Source organism: Flavobacterium johnsoniae (assembly GCF_001879205.1).
Taxonomy (GTDB): Bacteria; Bacteroidota; Bacteroidia; order Flavobacteriales; family Flavobacteriaceae; genus Flavobacterium; species Flavobacterium johnsoniae_A.
The window spans coordinates 386,111-405,359 of the sequence record NZ_MLFK01000002.1 but is presented as its reverse complement, the minus strand read 5'-3'; the positions used below and the strand labels follow the sequence as shown (position 1 = coordinate 405,359).

The 19,249-nt window shown below is 33.6% G+C and carries 17 protein-coding genes; 9 read left to right on the top strand and 8 right to left on the bottom strand.

Annotated elements, in window-relative coordinates; genetic code table 11:
• The first annotated feature begins 6 nt into the window (after window positions 1–6).
• The 3 genes from BKM63_RS04150 (at window position 7) to BKM63_RS04140 (ending at window position 3,434) form a co-directional block, all read left to right on the top strand.
• A complete protein-coding gene (locus BKM63_RS04150) occupies window positions 7–2,019 on the top strand; it encodes a tetratricopeptide repeat-containing sensor histidine kinase (protein ID WP_071635372.1) in 2,013 nt (670 codons plus the stop codon).
• The gene (locus BKM63_RS04145; protein WP_071635371.1) at window positions 2,012–2,647 is read left to right on the top strand and encodes a response regulator; all 636 of its coding nucleotides are present in this window, start codon (window positions 2,012–2,014) and stop codon (window positions 2,645–2,647) included. Before BKM63_RS04150 ends, BKM63_RS04145 begins: the two co-directional genes overlap by 8 nt.
• Window positions 2,648–2,747: 100 nt before the next feature.
• Window positions 2,748–3,434, top strand: a complete 687-nt coding sequence (locus tag BKM63_RS04140; RefSeq protein WP_071635370.1) for a zinc metallopeptidase — start codon at window positions 2,748–2,750, stop codon at window positions 3,432–3,434.
• A gap of 145 nt (window positions 3,435–3,579) precedes the next feature.
• Here BKM63_RS04140 and BKM63_RS04135 read toward each other — a convergent pair whose 3' ends face one another.
• The 3 genes from BKM63_RS04135 to BKM63_RS04125 all read right to left on the bottom strand — a co-directional run bounded on the left by BKM63_RS04135 (window position 3,580) and on the right by BKM63_RS04125 (window position 5,736).
• A complete protein-coding gene (locus BKM63_RS04135; protein WP_035681816.1) occupies window positions 3,580–4,050 on the bottom strand; it encodes an Lrp/AsnC family transcriptional regulator in 471 nt (156 codons plus the stop codon).
• Window positions 4,051–4,303: 253 nt separating this feature from the next.
• Window positions 4,304–5,053 carry a uroporphyrinogen-III synthase gene (locus BKM63_RS04130; protein WP_071635369.1) on the bottom strand — a complete coding sequence of 250 codons (750 nt, stop codon included), beginning with the start codon at window positions 5,051–5,053 and terminating at the stop codon, window positions 4,304–4,306.
• A gap of 14 nt (window positions 5,054–5,067) precedes the next feature.
• Window positions 5,068–5,736: a DUF4271 domain-containing protein gene (locus BKM63_RS04125; protein WP_071635368.1), complete on the bottom strand. Its 669-nt coding sequence runs from the start codon at window positions 5,734–5,736 to the stop codon at window positions 5,068–5,070.
• Between the two features lie 106 nt (window positions 5,737–5,842).
• On the opposite strand from BKM63_RS04125, the gene BKM63_RS04120 reads away from it, so the two are divergent.
• Genes BKM63_RS04120 through BKM63_RS04110 form a run of 3 tightly spaced genes read left to right on the top strand, consistent with a single transcriptional unit; the run spans window position 5,843 to window position 8,407 of the window.
• Complete coding sequence (locus BKM63_RS04120; RefSeq protein WP_071635367.1) at window positions 5,843–6,568, top strand: polyprenol monophosphomannose synthase; 726 nt, start codon at window positions 5,843–5,845, stop codon at window positions 6,566–6,568.
• Between the two features lie 9 nt (window positions 6,569–6,577).
• Entirely contained in the window at window positions 6,578–7,918 is a 1,341-nt protein-coding gene (locus BKM63_RS04115; protein WP_071635366.1) for a dihydroorotase, read from the top strand.
• 9 nt (window positions 7,919–7,927) lie between these two features.
• A complete protein-coding gene (locus tag BKM63_RS04110) occupies window positions 7,928–8,407 on the top strand; it encodes a DUF4296 domain-containing protein (protein WP_071635365.1) in 480 nt (159 codons plus the stop codon).
• Between the two features lie 2 nt (window positions 8,408–8,409).
• Here the strand turns inward: BKM63_RS04110 and BKM63_RS04105 are convergent, their stop codons facing one another.
• The gene (locus BKM63_RS04105; protein ID WP_071635364.1) at window positions 8,410–9,411 is read right to left on the bottom strand and encodes an NAD-dependent epimerase/dehydratase family protein; all 1,002 of its coding nucleotides are present in this window, start codon (window positions 9,409–9,411) and stop codon (window positions 8,410–8,412) included.
• A 153-nt stretch (window positions 9,412–9,564) separates the two neighbouring features.
• On the opposite strand from BKM63_RS04105, the gene tyrS reads away from it, so the two are divergent.
• The gene (tyrS, locus tag BKM63_RS04100; protein ID WP_071635363.1) at window positions 9,565–10,860 is read left to right on the top strand and encodes a tyrosine--tRNA ligase; all 1,296 of its coding nucleotides are present in this window, start codon (window positions 9,565–9,567) and stop codon (window positions 10,858–10,860) included.
• 375 nt (window positions 10,861–11,235) lie between these two features.
• On the opposite strand, the gene BKM63_RS04090 is transcribed toward tyrS, so the two are convergent.
• The 4 genes from BKM63_RS04090 to BKM63_RS04075 all read right to left on the bottom strand — a co-directional run bounded on the left by BKM63_RS04090 (window position 11,236) and on the right by BKM63_RS04075 (window position 16,961).
• Window positions 11,236–12,216 (bottom strand): acyl transferase, encoded by a 981-nt coding sequence (locus BKM63_RS04090; RefSeq protein WP_071635361.1) that lies wholly within the window; start codon window positions 12,214–12,216, stop codon window positions 11,236–11,238.
• Between the two features lie 135 nt (window positions 12,217–12,351).
• Complete coding sequence (locus BKM63_RS04085; protein WP_071635360.1) at window positions 12,352–12,690, bottom strand: T9SS type A sorting domain-containing protein; 339 nt, start codon at window positions 12,688–12,690, stop codon at window positions 12,352–12,354.
• A 107-nt stretch (window positions 12,691–12,797) separates the two neighbouring features.
• Window positions 12,798–14,015 carry a hypothetical protein gene (locus tag BKM63_RS04080; RefSeq protein ID WP_071635359.1) on the bottom strand — a complete coding sequence of 406 codons (1,218 nt, stop codon included), beginning with the start codon at window positions 14,013–14,015 and terminating at the stop codon, window positions 12,798–12,800.
• Window positions 14,016–14,147: 132 nt separating this feature from the next.
• Window positions 14,148–16,961: a TonB-dependent receptor gene (locus tag BKM63_RS04075; RefSeq protein WP_071635358.1), complete on the bottom strand. Its 2,814-nt coding sequence runs from the start codon at window positions 16,959–16,961 to the stop codon at window positions 14,148–14,150.
• Window positions 16,962–17,194: 233 nt separating this feature from the next.
• Here BKM63_RS04075 and BKM63_RS04070 point away from each other — a divergent pair, with 233 nt between their 5' ends.
• Together BKM63_RS04070 and BKM63_RS04065 are read left to right on the top strand one after the other, a co-directional pair.
• The gene (locus tag BKM63_RS04070) at window positions 17,195–17,878 is read left to right on the top strand and encodes a response regulator transcription factor (RefSeq protein ID WP_008465097.1); all 684 of its coding nucleotides are present in this window, start codon (window positions 17,195–17,197) and stop codon (window positions 17,876–17,878) included.
• A 214-nt stretch (window positions 17,879–18,092) separates the two neighbouring features.
• On the top strand, window positions 18,093–19,175 hold the full coding sequence (locus BKM63_RS04065; protein WP_071635357.1) for a sensor histidine kinase: 1,083 nt from the start codon (window positions 18,093–18,095) through the stop codon (window positions 19,173–19,175).
• The last annotated feature ends 74 nt before the right edge of the window (window positions 19,176–19,249 follow it).

The following is a 19,249-nucleotide window of genomic DNA, read 5'->3' as shown; positions in this document are numbered from 1 at the left end:
ACTTTTATGAAGAAAATCTACTTATTAACACTCTCTCTATTTTTATCTGCCATTTCATATTCACAGGTTATTCTTTCTCTAGACGATGATTCGGTTTATATAGACAGTATCGCCAAAATCACGAAAAACACAAAGTCAGACAGTATAAAATGTTTGTATAGTTTTAAATTATCGAAAATGTACCTGATGGTTCAGGATGCTAAAAAATCAAAAGAATATTTAGAGCAGGCAAATAGACTTAAAGACCAATTTCCGTTTTTAAAAGATGCGGGAATCTTTTATAATTCTTATAGTTTTTTAGAAAAAGGCGATGTAGATGGTTTCGAAAAAACACTTCTTAAGGCAAATGACAAGCTGAAAAAATATTATAATACCGAAGCATTTAGGCTTCGAGCGATAATTTTACAGAATTATGGTATTATGCAGCAACGGAAGAATAATGAAAAGGCATACATGAAACTGCTGATTAATGAGGCTATTCCGGCTGCAAAAAAAAGCCGTGATTATGAACTTATAAGCGGTTTGTATAAAGCAGTCGCCATTATTTTTATGAATAATAACGAACGTGAAAAAGCAAGTGAATATTTAAGTGAAGCACAGAAATATGTTGAAAGGGCAATTAAGAAATCGCCGACAGTTGCCGAGTCAAAAATGGAAACATATATTATTAATGCCGAAAACTTAGTGGAGTTACAGCATTTTTATGATGCTAAAAAAGTTCTCGATAAAGCTTTTTCAACATTAAAAAACTTCCCCGAGTCGAACTTAAACGACTCTTATTTTTATTCTGAAGGGCTGTATTATGCTAAACAAAATAAAAATACAAACGCTTTAGAAAGTTATGAAAAAGGAATTGTATCTGCTGAAAAACATCAAAATGCAATTGCTTTAAACCGTTTAAAATTTGCCGAATATGAAGTGCTTTTTAAGCTGAAAAATTACAGCAAAGCCAAAAGCAATTTAGATTATCTTTTAAAAAATACTCCTTTTGTCGTAGATAGGAAGAATTATTATAACGAGTTGGCCAAAGTATATAATGCCACAAAAGAATACGATAAGGCTTACTACTATTCTCATAAATACAATGCAGTAAACGACAGTTTAAATAACACGAAGTTTAAAAGTGAAATTGTAGAACTGGAAGCAAAATATAAAAAAGCAGAGAGCGAGAAAAAAATTACGATGCTGCAGTCGCAAAATGACAAAGCCGCTTTATTGGTGTACAATAATCGTTTGAATTCGGTGCTTCTTGCAGGTTTGTCGTTTATACTGTTTTTGATTGTTTTGTTTTTGTGGATTTTTAATAAAAACCAAAAGAAATTAAGTATTCAAAAAGAAATTAACCTTAAGCAGGAATTATCTGCTTTTGAAGATCGTCATAAACTTTCGGTTTCTAAAGCATTGATTCAGGGTGAGGAAATGGAGCGAAAGAGAATTGCCAGAGATCTTCACGACGGTCTGGGAAGTATGCTTTCGGGTGTGAAAATTCATTTAAACCTGGCCAAAAAAGAAAATCCCGAAACTGTAAACGGAGTTGATACGCTGCTCGATAATTCAATTAAGGAACTTAGGAATATATCGCAGAATCTAATGCCTGAAAGTTTATTGGAATTAAGTTTAGAACACGCTTTAAGAGATTTATGCGCTGCAAACTCAAATACGGCTACCAAAGTCGAATTTCAATATTTGATAAAAAAATCCAGGCTGCCAAAAAACTATGAAATCATGATTTACAGAATTATTCAGGAGTTGCTGAATAATGCTTTAAAATATGCAAAAGCCTCTCAGGTTTTGGTTTCCTGCTCTCAAAACAAAGATGTATTTTTTATTACGGTGGAAGATAATGGAATTGGTTTTGATATTTTGGACCCAAAAAACAAAAACGGAATGGGGTTAAAAAATATTAAAAACCGTGTAGAATTTTTGAGTGGGAAATTAGAAATTGAAAGCAAAATAAATCAGGGAACATCTGCTTATATCGAATTAAATGTAATAAACGAAAACCAGGGAAATGAGTAAAAAGTATAAAATGGTCGTGGTCGATGACCATCCAATTGTGATTTCGGGTATTTCAGGACTTCTGTCTGATTTGGAAAATATTGAAATTATAGAGAAAATGCAATCTGGTGTAAAGCTTTTAGATTATATAGGAAGCAATGAAGTAGATATGGTTTTAATGGATATTTTTCTGCCTGTTGTAACCGGTATTGACTTGTGTAAAGCTATTAAACAGAAATATCCGCAGGTAATTGTTATTGGAATGAGCAGTCAGTCGGAACGAAGTTTAGTAATGAAATTTATTCAGAATGGAGGAAGTGGATATATATTAAAAAGTGCTTCGTTTGAGGAATTTAAAAACTGCATTAATAAAGCGATTGAAGGAGAAATTGTTTTTAGTGATGAGGTTAAAACAATTGTGAGCCAGCCTTTATCCGAAGATTTAGATACTATTCCGAGTTTAAGCAGAAGAGAAAAAGATATTGCTGTTTTGCTTTCAAAAGGAAAACAAACTCAGGAAATTGCAGATGAACTTTTTTTAAGCTTTTTGACGGTACAAACGCACAGAAGAAATATTCTTCAAAAGTACAAAACCAAAAATGTCGCAGAATTAATTACGCTGCTATTGAAAAATAACCTTTTAGATTGAAAAGTTGTCCTGAAAAATGCCAAAATGACATTTTTTGAATTTGGTTCAGAAATTGCGGTTTGTTTCGTAACTTTAAATTTCAATCAAAAAAAGTAAAAATATGGGAAGTGGATATTTAATACTTGCCGGAGCTATAATGTTATTTAGCTGGATGGTGAGCTCAAAACTAAAAAGTAAATTCGAATTATATTCTAAGCTGCAATTACGAAACGGAATGAGCGGTGCAGAAATCGCTCAAAAAATGCTGGCTGATAACGGAATTACTGATGTGCGTGTTATCTCGACTCCGGGTCAGTTAACAGATCATTACAATCCGTCAGATAAAACAGTTAATTTAAGTGAAGCAGTTTATAATCATCGAAATGCGGCAGCAGCGGCAGTTGCAGCTCACGAATGCGGACATGCGGTGCAGCATGCTATTGGGTACGAATGGTTAACGATGCGTTCTAAATTAGTTCCTATCGTAAGCGTAGCCTCAAATTTCATGCAGTGGATTTTACTGGCCGGAATTCTTATGATCAGAACTTTTCCGCAGTTGTTATTAGTGGGAATTATAATTTTTGCTGTAACAACATTATTTTCGATCATAACACTGCCGGTAGAATATGATGCAAGCAACAGGGCATTGGCCTGGCTTGAAAATAAACACATGTTAACACAAGAAGAGCAGGCTGGAGCAAAAGATGCCTTAAAATGGGCTGCAAGAACTTATGTAGTCGCTGCTTTAGGCTCTATCGCAACGTTGTTATACTATATCTCAATTTATTCCGGAAGCAGAAGGAATTAATTTGAGAATTAGAGAATTTAAGCAAACCCGACAGATTTTACCTGTCGGGTTTTGTTTTGTAATTATCTTGCTGTTTGTTGTCAGAGCAGTGTAGTCGAATCCCTTGTTTTAAAAATAATTATCAATAGATACATTATCTAATTATCTAAAGCTGTATCTGCCTGTCAATCTGCTGATCCAGTGAAATAAAAGTTTCGGTTCTTGAAACTCCTTCAATTGCTTGGATTTTAGTATTTAAAAGCTGCATTAAATGTTCGTTATCACGACAGATGATTTTAATCAGTACCGACCAGTTTCCGGTGGTGTAATGACATTCCAGAACTTCAGGGATTTTCTTTAGGTCCTTTACTGCTTCTGAGTTTCGGGAAGCTTTGTCTAGATAAACGCCCACAAAGGCCATGGTATTATAGCCCAGAACTTTTGGGTTAACGGTAAATTTAGATCCCGAGATAACGCCGGATTGTTCCAGTTTTTTTAATCTCTGATGAATTGCAGCTCCGGAGATGCCTATTTTATTGGCGATTTGTAATATTGGTTTTCTGGCATCATCCATCAGATAACGAAGAATTTCTTTGTCGATACCATCAATTTCAATTAAGAGGGAGTTGATTTTCATAACTTATAATTTGAAACTATTTATTGTGATTTGGGTTTAGAATAGAAATCAAATGTAGTTAAAATGCTATTGAAATGGAAATTCCAATTTTAAAAATCCCAATTTCTAATATTTGATATTGAAGCTTTGCATCAGATTCAAAATATAGCCGTGGTTTCAGCCATAAGAAACGAATGTGATTAAAAACAAAAAATTCCAAATTCCAAGTGATTAATTTGGAATTTGGAATTTAAATATTTTTTATCGGTCAGGTTTATTTTCCTTTGTTTGCTTCTGCAATATATTTTTCCAGAGCCATTGTCATAGAAGGAGTTTCAGGTGTTGGAGCAAGAATGTCAATTCTTAAACCATGATCTAAAGCTTCTTTTTGAGTTGTGCTTCCAAATACAGCAATTCTGGTGTTGTTTTGTTGGAAATCCGGGAAGTTTTTAAATAAAGATTTAATTCCGGTTGGACTAAAAAACGCTAAAACATCATAATAAACATCAGCAAGATCAGATAAGTCGCTCATTACGGTTCTGTAAAAAATAGCTTGCGCCCAATCTACTTTTAGACTATTTAATGTAATAGGGGCATCTGCATTTAGCTGGTCAGATGCTGGCAGTAAGAACTTCTCGTCTTTGTACTTTTTGATAAGAGGTGATAAGTCTGCAAAATCTTTTGCTCCAACGTAAATTTTACGTTTTCTGTATACCACATACTTTTGCAGGTAAAATGCTACCGCTTCAGATTGACAAAAATATTTCAATCCTTCTGGAACTTTGTAACGCATTTCATCAGCCACTCTAAAAAAATGATCTACAGCATTTCGACTTGTTAAAATGATCGCAGTGTAATGATTAAGATCGATTTTTTGCAATCGAATCTCTTTTGCGCTAACCCCTTCCACATGAATAAATGGTCTGAAATCAATTTTTATTTTGTGTTTTTGTTGGAGCTCAAAGTAAGGAGAATTCTCCACTTTAGGTTCAGGCTGTGACACCAAAATTGTTTTCACTTTCATATTATAAACATTTTCTAAGCACTCCCTTTTGTTATCCAATAATAAAGAAAATAATAAGGGGCTATTTCAAGAGCGCAAAGATATAAAATAAAATAAAATAACTTACCGATAATTACGTTTTGATACGTTTTTATTGAAATAAAATAAGAGTATAGGCTGATACACAGTGAAATACCAATAATGGCAAGCGGTACAATCGTTGGAATATTGTCATAATAAAACAAAATAGCGTTAATTGGAAGGATTAAAACGCCTATATAAGTTCTGTAAGTAACTTTTTGCAAATTAAAAAGCTCTACAAAGTCATCAATGTTGAATGAGGTTGCTACAATTTTTTCTATTAAATACTTTGCCAGAATAAAATAAAGTAAAAAAGTGGCGATCTGAATAAACAAAACCCAATCAGTTTTTGAGGCATGTCCAAAAGTATTCATCGTAAGCTGAATGAAAAATGCAAACGAAATAACCTGCACAAAAAATAACCCAACTGTAAAGCTGCTTTTCATGTGGCTGTTATCACGATAAATCTTGGCATATTTATCTGAGAAAATAAGCTTGCTGAATTCGGTAAAACGAGTTTCGTAAGCAGATTTAGTTATAGCAACAACTGCAAAGGTCAGGACAAATAAAGCAGTTGCCCAGTCTTTGTTTTCAATAATTCGAGGATGAAGGTGTTCAATCATAGCGTCACAAAATTAGTAATTTTTTGTATCAATACTTTTATTATGTATTTATTATGAAGCGAATGCTATAAAAAGTTTACTTTTGCGGTGAAATTACCGAGAAAAAATGAATGATAGTATTGTCATAATTCCTACTTATAACGAAATTGAAAACATAGAAAGTATAGTGAGAGCTGTACTTTCGCAGCATAAGCCTTTTGATCTTTTAATAATCGACGATAATTCGCCCGATCATACAGCTGATAAAGTAGCCGCTTTACAGGAAGAATTTCCTAATCGGTTATTTCTTGAAAAAAGAGCCAAAAAATCGGGTTTAGGAACAGCTTATGTTCATGGTTTTAAATGGGCATTGGAACGTAAATATGATTTTATATTTGAGATGGATGCCGATTTTTCGCATAATCCAAATGATCTTGAAAAACTCTATGACGCTTGTCATTTTGGCGGTGCCGATTTGGCAATTGGATCTCGTTATGTTAAAGGTGTAAATGTGGTAAACTGGCCGCTAAGCCGGGTTTTAATGTCTTATTTTGCATCGGTTTATGTTAAGTTTATTACCGGAATGAAAATTCACGATGCAACGGCAGGTTTTGTATGTTATAAAAGAGAAGTTTTGGAGAAAATTAATCTTAATAAAATAAAATTTGTTGGATATGCGTTTCAAATCGAAATGAAGTACAGAACTTATTGTGCTAAATTTGAAATAACAGAAGTCCCAATTATTTTTACAGACAGAACAAAAGGAGTTTCAAAAATGAGTAATGCCATTATAAAAGAAGCTATTCTGGGCGTTATTTCTCTTCGATTAAAAAAATTAGTCAATTCATTATAAAGACAGCACATGAATAGGATTTTAATAAAAAACGCAAAAATTGTAAACGAAGGATCTATTTTTGAAGGAGATGTTTTGATTGAAAACGACTTAATTGTTGAAGTCGCGGACAGCATCAGTCTAAAAACATCTAATTGTATTGTGATCGATGCTGAAGGAAGTTATTTAATGCCGGGAGCAATTGACGATCAGGTACATTTTAGAGAGCCGGGATTAACGCATAAAGGCGATATCGAGTCTGAATCGAGAGCGGCAGTTGCAGGTGGAATCACTTCTTTCATCGAACAGCCAAATACGGTTCCAAATGCTGTTACTCAGGAAATATTAGAAGATAAATATCAAATTGCAGCCGAAAAATCATTTGCGAATTATTCGTTTATGATGGGGGCGACCAATGATAATCTGGAAGAAGTTTTAAAAACAAATCCAAAGAATGTTGCCGGAATCAAGATTTTTCTAGGTTCTTCAACAGGAAATATGCTGGTTGATAACGAAGCGACTTTAGAAAAAATCTTTTCAAGCACTCCGATGTTAATTGCGGTTCATTGCGAAGATGAAACTACAATTCAAAACAATCTGGCAGAATTCAAAGAAAAATACGGTGAAGATGTTCCGGTAACGGCACATAATTTAATCAGAAGTGCAGAGGCTTGTTATCTTTCGTCTTCAAAAGCGGTGGCGCTGGCAAAGAAAACAGGAGCGAGACTGCATATTTTCCATCTTTCGACTGCAAAAGAAATGGAATTGTTTACCAATAAAATTCCGCTGGAAGATAAAAAAATAACGGCTGAGGTTTGTGTACATCATCTTTGGTTTACCGATGAGGATTACAAAACAAAAGGGAATTTCATTAAATGGAATCCGGCTGTAAAAACGGCTGAAGATCGTGCCGAACTATGGAAAGCTTTAAATGACGGACGTATTGATGTGATTGCAACAGACCACGCACCGCATACTAAAGAAGAGAAACTACAATCGTATTTAAAAGCACCTTCAGGAGGACCGCTTGTACAGCATGCTGTTGTAGCTATGTTTGAGGCGCATCATCAAGGGAAAATAACTGTAGAGAAAATTGTAGAGAAAATGTGCCACAATCCGGCTAAAATCTTTAAAATAGAAAACAGAGGTTTTATCAGAGAAGGGTATTATGCTGATTTGGTAATTGTAAACCCAAGTCTGCCTTGGAGAGTGAATTCAGATAATATTTTATATAAATGCGGCTGGTCTCCATTTGAAAATACCACTTTTAAGTCGAGAATTACACACACTTTTGTAAACGGAGAAATGGTTTACAATAACTTTAAAGTAAAAGATATCCGTGCCGGAAAACGATTATTGTTTGATAGATAAAAAGCTGAAATGAAGAATTATTTTGTAATACTATTGGTTTTGTTTCTTTCTGTAAGTTGTAAAAAAGAGGTCGTAAAGCAGCCTGCGAAACTTATTGAGAAAGATAAAATGATTGATATTATGTATGATTTGTCTCTTCTTGATGCTATGAAATATCAACATCCGGAGCTGATCGATTCTACAGAAACCAACCCGACAAAGTTTATTTTGAAAAAATATAAAATAGACAGTCTGCAGTTTGCACAAAACAATATGTATTATGCGGCAGATTACGAGAACTACAAGGATATGTTTGATGAAGTGGCAAAACGATTAGGAAAGGTTCAAAGAGCAACAGATTCTATTGTTACAATCGAAGAGAAAAAAGCGGCGAAAGCGGCAAAAAATAAACCAAAAGAAGTTGTAAAGGATTCGATTAAAAAGGCTTTAAAACCGGTTAACGTTGATTCGATAAAAGGAAAAAATAAGATAAGACCGAAAGTAAACTAGATTTATAATTTCGAAATGTCTTTTACATATTTATGCACATCAAGAAAAACCGTTCCCAGAGCGGTTTTTATTTTTTCATTTGAATATAGATTTTTAGAATAAGAAGCTTTTGCGGTTGCTTTGGTAAGGCTTCTTTTTTGGAAAAATAAAGTAGAGAAAATCCCATCGGCAATCCAAAGGAAATTCATTAAAAGCGGTTTTGCGTGAATGCTTGGTTTTTTTACGTTTAAAGCTTCTGCAATAGTCCCGAGAATATCTTTAAAAACAATATTGGCAGCAATTAAGGTAAAACGTTCGTTTTTGATTTCGCTTTTCATTAATTGATACGTTGTTTTTACAACATCATCAATGGCGATAAAACCAGTGCTTCCAAGCGTGTAAAAAGAAAGCCCGTTGGCGACTTTTGTATATAATTCGGCACTGCCTCGCTGTTTGCTTTTTGTTTTCGGGATCGGGCCTAAAATTACACCCGGATTTACAATAATAACATCTAGACCTTCCTGGTGTGCGCGCCAGACTTCCATTTCGGCACCATATTTAGAAATAGCATAATCGCTGTGCGGCTTTTCCGGATTCCAGTCGGTTTCTTCGGTAATGTAAGTTTCATGTGCGGCTAAATCTCCAAGAGCAGCAATAGAACTTACAAAACAAAATTTCTTTACGTTTTTTGCAATCGAAAAATTGACCATATTGGCCGTGCCTTCAATGTTTGTTTTTCGGAGTTTTTCTTCGTCTTTAGGATCAAACGAAATTAAGGCAGCGCAGTGATATACATAGTCAATATTTGTAAAGGCAATTTCTAAAGAAGGAACATCTAAAATATCGGCTTCAAGCCATTCTATTTTATTGAATAAGTCAGCTTTTTTATATAATTCAAAAACCAGCTTTGTTTTTTGAATATTGGTTTCGTTTCGATAAATAGCCCGAACGTTTTCTCCATTTTCAATTAAATGAAGTAATAAATGTGAGCCCACTAAGCCTGTTCCGCCAGTTACTAATACCATTTTGTAAAGATAACTTTTTTAGTTTTTGCCGCAAAGTCACAAAGGGGCAAAGTTTCCTGGTTTTTAAATAATATTTGTGCCTTAGCGCCTTAGTGGCATAACTTTTTGTGATTGCCATTGCCATTGATTATATTTGCGCAAAATATTTTAAAAATGAAGAATCTAGTTGAAGAATTAAAGTGGCGCGGTTTATACCATGATAGCATGCCAGGAACGGAAGAGCAATTGCTAAAAGAGGTAACGGCGGCATATATTGGTTTTGATCCAACGGCAGATTCGCTGCATATAGGCAGTATGGTTCAGATTATTTTATTGGTTCATTTAAAGAATTTTGGTCATCAGCCAATTGCCCTTGTGGGTGGTGCGACCGGAATGATTGGTGATCCTTCCGGGAAATCTGACGAAAGAAATTTGTTGAACGAAGAAACTTTGGCCAAAAACGTTGCCGGAATTAAAAGTGTTCTGTCTCGTTTCTTAGACTTTAATTCAAAAGATGCAAATGCCCCAATTATGGTAAATAACTATGATTGGATGAAAGAATTCTCGTTTATTGATTTTGCCCGTGAAGTTGGAAAACGTATTACGGTAAATTATATGATGGCGAAGGATTCTGTTAAAAAAAGATTTAGCGGAGAAGGTGAAGGAATGTCTTTCACAGAATTTACATATCAGTTAATTCAGGGATACGATTTTTACCATTTATATAAGAATAACAATTGCGTTCTGCAAATGGGAGGTTCTGACCAATGGGGGAATATCACCACAGGTACAGAATTAGTTCGCAGAATGGGTGGAGAAGGGGCAAAAGCTTTTGCTTTAACAACGCCTTTAATTACAAAAGCAGACGGATCTAAATTTGGAAAATCTGAAGGTGGAAATGTTTGGCTGGATGCTGATAAAACTTCGGTTTACAAATTTTACCAGTTTTGGGTTAATTCAACTGATGTTGATGCAGAAAAATATATCAAAATCTTTACTTTTTTAGATAAAGATACCATTGATGCTTTAATTGCTGAGCACCAAACGGCACCGCATTTAAGAATTTTGCAAAAGAAATTAGCGGAAGAAATTACGATTTTTGTTCATAGCAAAGAAGAATTAGAAAAAGCAATTCAGGCTTCGAATATTTTGTTTGGAAATTCTACTGCAGAAGATTTAAAGAAATTAGATGAAGCAACTTTTTTAGAAGTTTTTGACGGAGTTCCGCAAGCAGAAATCGCAAAAGCAGATCTTGAAAACGGATTGGATATTATTACTGTTTTAAATGAAAAAACGGGTTTCTTTAAATCAAACGGAGAAGCAAGAAGAGCTCTAACGGCAAATTCTATTTCTGTAAACAGAGAAAAAATCAAAGAAGATTTTGTATTGACATCAAATGATTTAATCAACAATCAATTTGTGTTGTTACAAAGCGGAAAGAAAAACTATTTTGTGATAAGAGTGGTTTAACTGTTTAATCGGTTAATTGTTTAATCGTTTCTAATCTTATGAAAAATATGAGATTAAATAAGTTAGAAAAAACAGCTTTAATTATATGTGGAATTTTTATAATCGGATTATTTTTCGGTTATATGTCTGGAAAATACAGATATAGATTTAATGATTTTGGAGTTTTATATCATTTTTCTGGATATCTAATTATATTTTTGTTCTATCTTCTTTTGTTTATGGAATAATAAATTCAATTTTGATTTTAAAAGAAAATTATAGTTGGAAAAAAAAGCTGATTTGGAGTTTCACTAGTTTATTGCCAGTTTTGTATTTCGTAATTATGATTACAATTGGAATGCTCAATTAAAAAGTAAACAAATCAACGATTAAACACTAAAGTACCATCAGGTTACAACCGCGAATATCAGAATTATCAAAACGTCCCAATACCTCGAAAGAGTTGTTGGGATTTTTTTTGCCCAAATCCTGTGTAGCGATAAAAGAACAAGAATTGATATTGGCCAAATCGATAACGTTTATGCCTCCGGTTTTTCCGTCTTGTATATAAGTTAAAGCATCTTCCGGATCGCGGACTAAAATATGCATCCAGGACGGACATTCGAAAACACCTTCGCCTAAAGAATAAGCCTGCGCCAAAAGTTCAGTCATTCCATATTCTGAATGAATGGCATTTACGCCAAAACCTTCGCAGAGTATTTCATGAAGTTCTTCGCGAATCATTTCCTTGCGTTTTCCTTTCATTCCTCCGGTTTCCATAATAATAGTATTTTGAAGGTTGAATTTGTGTTTTTCGATTAGATCTAATAAGGCGTAAGTAACACCAATTAATATTACATTCTGCCCTGATTCATCTAATTCAGTCAGCTTTTTAATTAAGTCATCATGATTATGCAGATAAAACCCGCTCTCAGGCTGATTGGATAGTTTTATTAGGTCTTCGACCATATAGATAAGCGAAGATCCATCGCGTTCTAAATAAGACGGCAAAAGGGCTAAAACAACGTAATCTTCGATATTGCCGTAAAATTGGGAGAATCCTTTTCTGTAGCTTTCTTCATATAGCGAAACATCGGTAACCAAATGTCGGCTTGTAACCATTCCGGTTGTACCGCTGCTGGTAAAAGTTACCTGGGCAGGATCTGAGTTAGATATCACTTCATGGCTTTTGAAAAACTGAATAGGTAGAAACGGAATTTGTTTCAGTGATTTTACTTGCTGCACATCTGTTTTTAGAAAATCACAGAAATCACGATATACTTTATTGTTTTCATGTTGAAAACGAAACACTTTTAGTGCTGTTTTTTCAAATTGTTTATGGCTTGAAATCGTAAATATATCGGCTGTTGTAATCAAAACTTTTTTTATGCAAAGATATTGTTTTTCGGTTTTCAGTCGCAGTTTTCAGTCGCAGTTTTCAGAGTTCCTCAAAAACTGAGAACCGTGATTAAGACTGTAAACTAAAAAAAGCTCCAAAGGAGCTTTAAATATTTATCGAATGATGAGTTTTCGGGTGGCCGAGGCATTCTGCTCACTTATTCTTATGATGTATACACCTGGAATTAAGTCTGAAACGTTTAATTCCTTTGTGGTTAAATGTGCTTGTAATACTTTTTTTCCTAAGATATCAAAAACGATAACTTCTTTCTCTAAATCATTTTTAGATGAAATATATACTTTACCATTAAGGACAGGGTTAGGGTACAAGCTTAGTCCCTCAATACCCGCAGCGTCTTGAGTTTTTGGTAATTGCTTACTGTCTTGTGCCGCGACACTTACAGTAAAGAAAAAAGCCAATAAGAATGTAATATAAAAGTAGTTTTTTGCCATCGCGTTTATTTGATAAGTAAATATACAAAAAAAAGATTACAAAAATAACACCAAAAAAAAACATCCTAAAAAATTAGGATGTTTTTAACATTTTATATGTGAAGAACTTATAGTTTAGCTAATAGGTTTACGCCATCAACTGTAGCCCATGCACCAGCAGTTAAAGCAGCTCCTGTAGCAGTAGTACTAGTTGTCCAGTTAGATGCAGGAACAAAACTAGCAGCTGTTACTGTGAATGAGGCAGGTACTCCTGAAATGAATGTAATAGGAGAGTTAGTGATTTTCACGTTGTTTAATTTAATTTTTCCTGCAGCAACTTGGTGATCATAAGTAGCTTTGTCTTGTATTTGAATCACACCACCATTGTAAGCACTTGGAGTAGTTTGGCTAACATAACCATCAATTACGATGTTGCTGTAGTCACCATTTCCTTCTTTTTTGAATTGGATAGCATCTAATTGAATTTCGCTTTGTGCTTCTGTAGTTGTACCAGCAGCTCTTCTAAGAGTGATGTTAGTAACTTTTGGCCAGAATGCATTGTCAACACTTTTAGATTCAACTTCAATACCGTAGTTAGCAACACCTGTTTGGTATGCATACCAGTTTGTGTTTTCTTGACCTCTCCATCCATCTTGCCAGTCGAAAGAATCATCACTATTACCGTAAGAGATAGCGTTTGTTAAGCTTGCTGTTCCTCCGTAAAATTCAAAACCATCATCGTTACCTTTGTATGCAACTAAGTGATCTAATACAGTTCCTGATCCAACAGAGTAGAATGAGAATCCGTTATTTTCTTTACTGTTACTTGTAATTACTTGTCCAGCGTATTCAACTCTTACATATTTCAATGAACCTCCATTGTGAGCTGCATTTGAACCTCCGTAAGTTAAGTTTAAACCATCTTCTGATACTGCTGTTTGCGGAGTAGCAGCAGTTGCTGAATTTACAATTGGAGCATCGCCGTACATAATGATACCAGCCCAAGAACCTCCTACTTTTGATTTTTCAGTAAAAACGATTGGAGAGTCTGCTGTACCGTTAGCAATTAGTTTTCCTCCATTTAATATAATAAGACCGTTTTCTCCTGTAGATTTATCGCAAGTAATTGTACAACCAGGCTCGAAAGTAAGCGTTACACCACTGCTAACTTTAATCATTCCTTTTAATGTATAGTTACCGTAAGCGTAAGTTTTATTTGCTGTAATATTCGCAGAGATTTCTCCTGTTACTGGTTGTTTTACCGGTGTATCGTTATTGTCGTCACTTGATGAGCATCCTGTAAAGATACTTCCTAAAACTGCTAAGCAGAATACTAATTTTTTCATAAGTTTTGTGTTTGTTTTATTTATTTCAATCTTCAACAAATTTAATCTGAGTCTCTTGCAATCTATTTAAGAGAATGTTATCAAATCATTACTCGTTATTTAAGCTTGTGTTTTGTAATTGTTAAGTGTTTCTTAAAATGTGTAAGATACATTCATAGAGAAACCAACTCCCTTTTTGTACTCTCTTACAGTTAAATCACTTTCTGTTATTTCGATTCTGCTCTTGTCGCCCATTTGTATTTTATAAGCCGGGTTTAATAAGTTATCTACAGAAAGCTTAACATCAAATTTGTCTGAAATTTTGTTTTGCCAGATGAAGTCAAGTTTACCATACGGCATTTCATAATAATTATCTAATCCATTTGTACCTACGGCATAGATTCTTTTGCTGTAGATATTGTAAACCATAGTCATAGAGCTTTTCCATTTTTCACTAAACTCAGAATCGTATCTAAGATCAGCATTTAAGATCCAAGGAGAGGCTCCCTGTAGTTTTCTTGATGGGTTAGCATCAACTGCAATGGTTTCAGGATTGTTAACTCCGTTTTCAAAAACTTTTTCAATAGTTACTTTTGTATCCATTAATGAAGCATTTGCACCAAATGAGAAATTAGATAATGATTTTGAAATTCTTTCAAATTGGAATAAGAATTCTAATTCAGCACCATATAGTACAGCTTTGTTAGAATTACCGTATGTTATGATTTGCCCGCCGCTTCCTGCTGAGTTTGTAAATAATCTTTCAATAGGATTATCTATCATTTTAGTAAAAACTGTCGCAGAAATTAATTCCTTACTCGTTGGAAATAATTCGTATTTCAAATCAAAGTTATAATTCGCACTATTACTCAAGAATTCATTTCCTCTTTCGATAGTACCGTCTGGGTTTACGAACTCAAGAGGATAAGATTCCATAATTACAGGTCTTGTAATGGTTTTTGAAGCCGCAAATCTTAAGTTTGATTTGTCATTGATAATATATTTTGTGTTTATAGAGGGTAAAATATCTGTTTTGTCAGTAGTTATTTTTTGATATGGATCTTCAAAACTTCCTGTTGACTTGTATTTTGTTTCTCTATGGGTTTGTTCAGCTCTTGCACCTACATTTAATTCAAATTTATCAGAAAATTTTAAAGCTAAATCTACATATCCAGCGTTAATAAACTCTTCTAACATTGCTTTGTAAGTTGAGTTTGTCCCTTCTCTGTAAGTGAAACCGTTGTTTAAAATTTGGTCTTTTAAAGTAGCATCAGGAGTATTAGTTGGGAAAGTAGCACTGTTTGAGTCTAGATTTTGTGATACCAGGAATCTAAATTCAGATCCCATTTTGTTCATATAACCACTGTATCCTGCTGTAAACTTGTTAGATTTGCTTAGATCTTCATTTCCAAATTTCCAGTTGTATTCTAATAAACCAGAAACATGTTCGTCACCTTTAAAATCAAGGTATTGTCTTGTTATACTGTTACCAGTATAAGATATTGACGTTGTATTGTCGTCCATTTTGATACCCTTGAAAGATTTTCTGTCAGGAAGCTCATATTGTGTTGTAGAGTACGAGATACCAGATTTTAAAGTGTGTCTTTCATCTTCTGTTATTTTATAATTACCAAACAATTGCGTATTGAAAAAAGTAGACTCTTGCAATTGATTCATTCTAATGAAACCATTTGTTTGGGCAGCATTAGAATTCGTATAACCTACCTGATCCTGTATTAAATTTTCAGTTGATTTTAGATAGATAGTGTTTGATGTAAGAGAAAATCTGCTTGTTTTATAAGTTAAACCTGCTAATACAGATGAGTTTGTGATAAACTTATATTGTGTTGTAACTAAATCATTGTCGTAGTTACCTTGTGCAGTATTGAAAATTCTATCGGCTCCACTTCTAATTTGATATTTATTATCATAGTTAACGGATACCAAATATTGAAATACATTTTGTTTTTTACCTAAGTTGAATTTTTCTGAATGTGTAATTCCAAAACTTGTGTTTAAAGGAGCTACATCACTTTTAACGTCAAACCCTGAACCAAATCCGTTCGCAGCCTGATCTGCAGTCAAAGTTTGGTTACTAGGAGTTTTAGTCAATGCAGATGGTAAATCTCTTTCGTTGCCAGAAAACCCAAAAAAATCACCTGTTGAAGTTGCGTCTTGGGAAATAAGGAATTTTTTCAGGTTATTATTGATAGTGTAACCAGCTCCAAAATTAATTTTCGTTTGACTTTTTCCAGTTGCAGCTGTTATGATATTAAAAGTAGCTCCTGCAAAATCACCGTATAAATTAGTATTGAAAGTTTTATATGTTTCTAAAACACTTACAATATCAGTTGGAAAAATATCTAAAGGAATGATTTTTTTAAATGGATTGTTTGATGGGATAGCCAGGTCGTTTAGTAAAAGACTGTTGTAACGATCCTCCAAACCTCTTACAAATAACCCTCTTCCGTCTACTTTAGTGATTCCTGTTATTTTAGTTAAACCTTCTTCGACATCGCTTACACCTTTTCTCGACATTTCCTGTGCACCAATACTTTGTTTGATTACAACAGCATTTTTTTGTTCTAGTAAAAGAGCAGTTTCTTTTTCTTTACTTGCTGTTGATTTTACCACTACATCTTTTAATGTAAAACTTCCAGAAGAAAGTACTTGATTGACTACTACAGTTTCATCTGCTTTTACAGAAACTGGAGCTTCTTTAGATTCGTATCCTAAAAAACTAAAAATAAGAGTATAATTTCCAGGATTTACGTTTAAGGAATATTTTCCATCAACATCAGTATTTACGTTAATGTTTGTACCTTTAATTAAAACATTTGCAAAAGGCAGCGGATCATTGTTCATTTCTTTGTCGGTTAGAACTCCAGAAATTGTACCTTTGTTTTGCGCGATCGAAATCGTACAGATAAATAATGCAATAAATAGAAATCTTAAATTGAATTTCATTAGTGTGTTGTGTTTAATTTATTTTTGTGCAAAGAAATAACCGCGCTGTAAAGTTCATGTTACGCACTTGTTATGTTTTTGTGTTCTATAGATTATCAAATTGTTACCAGATTAAATTACCGTTAACACTAATTTTTAACGATCCTTTTGTTAGTATATTTACCCTGTGAAATAAAAAACATCGGATAAATAATTAAGAATATTTGATGTAAAAATCTCAATTTTTGCTATTTATGAAAAAAACACAAACTAAGATTTTATTAGTTGACGACGAACCGGATATCTTAGAAATCGTTGGCTATAACCTCGCTCAGGAAGGCTACCAAATTGTTACAGCTTCTAACGGAAAAGATGCTATAGCAAAGGCTCAGAAAGAATTGCCGGAATTAATTATCATGGACGTGATGATGGCAGAAATGGATGGAATGGAAGCTTGCGAGCATATCAGAAAAATTCCTGAGTTAAATAATGTTATCATAACATTCCTAACTGCAAGAAGCGAAGATTATTCGCAAGTGGCTGGTTTTGACGCAGGTGCTGATGACTACATTACAAAGCCAATTAAACCTAAATTATTAGTGTCTAAAGTAAAGGCTTTGTTAAGAAGGTTAAAAGAACAAGAAGTCGTTACAGATACTCTAAATGTTGGCGGAATTGAGATTAACCGTGAAGAGTATAAAATCATAAAAGGCAATGTAGAAATTGCGCTGCCAAGAAAAGAATTCGAATTATTTTATTTACTAGCTTCAAAACCAGGTAAAGTTTTCAAGAGAGACGAAATACTTGATAAAGTCTGGGGAAATGAAGTTGTAGTTGGCGGAAGAACAATTGATGTTCATATTAGAAAACTGCGAGAAAAAATAGGCGAAGACCTTTTTAAAACCATAAAAGGAGTTGGTTATAAATTTGAAGTTTAAGCATTCTATAGAAGTTTACACCATATAAGTTCATATAATTTATAGTGTTTACTTTTACAATAAAAAGCTCATTTTTGTCAAAGTGCGAACTTTGATAAGGATGGGCTTTTAAAAATTATTATTTGTTACTAAAAAAGAGTTATTTTTAAATGAACTTATATCACTTATATGGTCAAAATAAACTCTTAAAGGTTTTATTATTTTAAATATTTCAATGAAAATAAATTTTAAAAAAACGTACAAATTTGCCATAAAATCAGCATTATATATAAGTCTTTTTTCAACAGGATTTGTACTCATATTAATGTCTTTATTTTATAAAAACCAGCTGCAGCATCAAATTGCATTTGGAATAGTTTTCATTATTGCTATTTATGTATTCTCTTTTTTGGTTTTACAATATAGGGTAGAACGTTTTATTTACAGAAGAGTAAAGAAAATTTACGATGAGGTTTCGCTGCTGGAATCAACAAATCTTATCAATCAGCCTATCACTACTGATATGGAAACACTTTCGCGGGAAGTGAAAAAGTTTGCCACTGATAAAAAACTGGAAATAGAAATGCTCGAAATTCGCGAACAATACCGCAGAGAATTTCTTGGGAATGTTTCACACGAATTAAAAACACCATTATTTACAGTTCAGGGTTATGTTTCGACTTTGCTTGATGGAGCGATGGATGATAAACACATTCGGAAAAAATATTTAAAACGTGCCGAAAAAGGCGTAGAACGTCTTATTTATATAGTCGAAGATTTAGACATGATTACCAAATTAGAATCAGGTGATCTGGATTTAAATATGACTGATTTTGATATCGTTGAGCTGATTCAGAATGTTTTTGATTTATTGGAAATGAAAGCCGATAAAAAGAAAATCAAACTTGCCTTTGAAAGCAAAAATGTGCAATCGGTTATTATTCGAGGTGATCAGGACAGAATTCAACAGGTTTTAGAAAACCTGATTGTTAACTCAATTAAATACGGAAAAGAAGGCGGTCTCACTGAAGTGGGAGTTGTCAATCTTACCAAGAAAAAAGTCCTAATTCGTATAAGTGATAACGGAGAAGGAGTTGAAAAACAAAACATTCCTCGACTTTTTGAACGTTTTTACCGAGTTGACAAAAGCGGAACCCGTTCTGAAGGAGGTTCTGGTTTAGGTCTCGCAATTGTAAAGCATATTATTGAAGCACATAAAGAGAAAGTTTATGTAGAAAGTGAGTTCGGAATTGGTTCAGAATTCTCTTTTACGCTCGAAAAAGCATTTAAAAGTCAAAAAGCTGACGTTAAAAAATAGTAAGCAGATTTTCGTGAAACGCCTTAAAACAAAGGTGTTTAACAATAAATCAACATACGGATTTTGTCCATAAC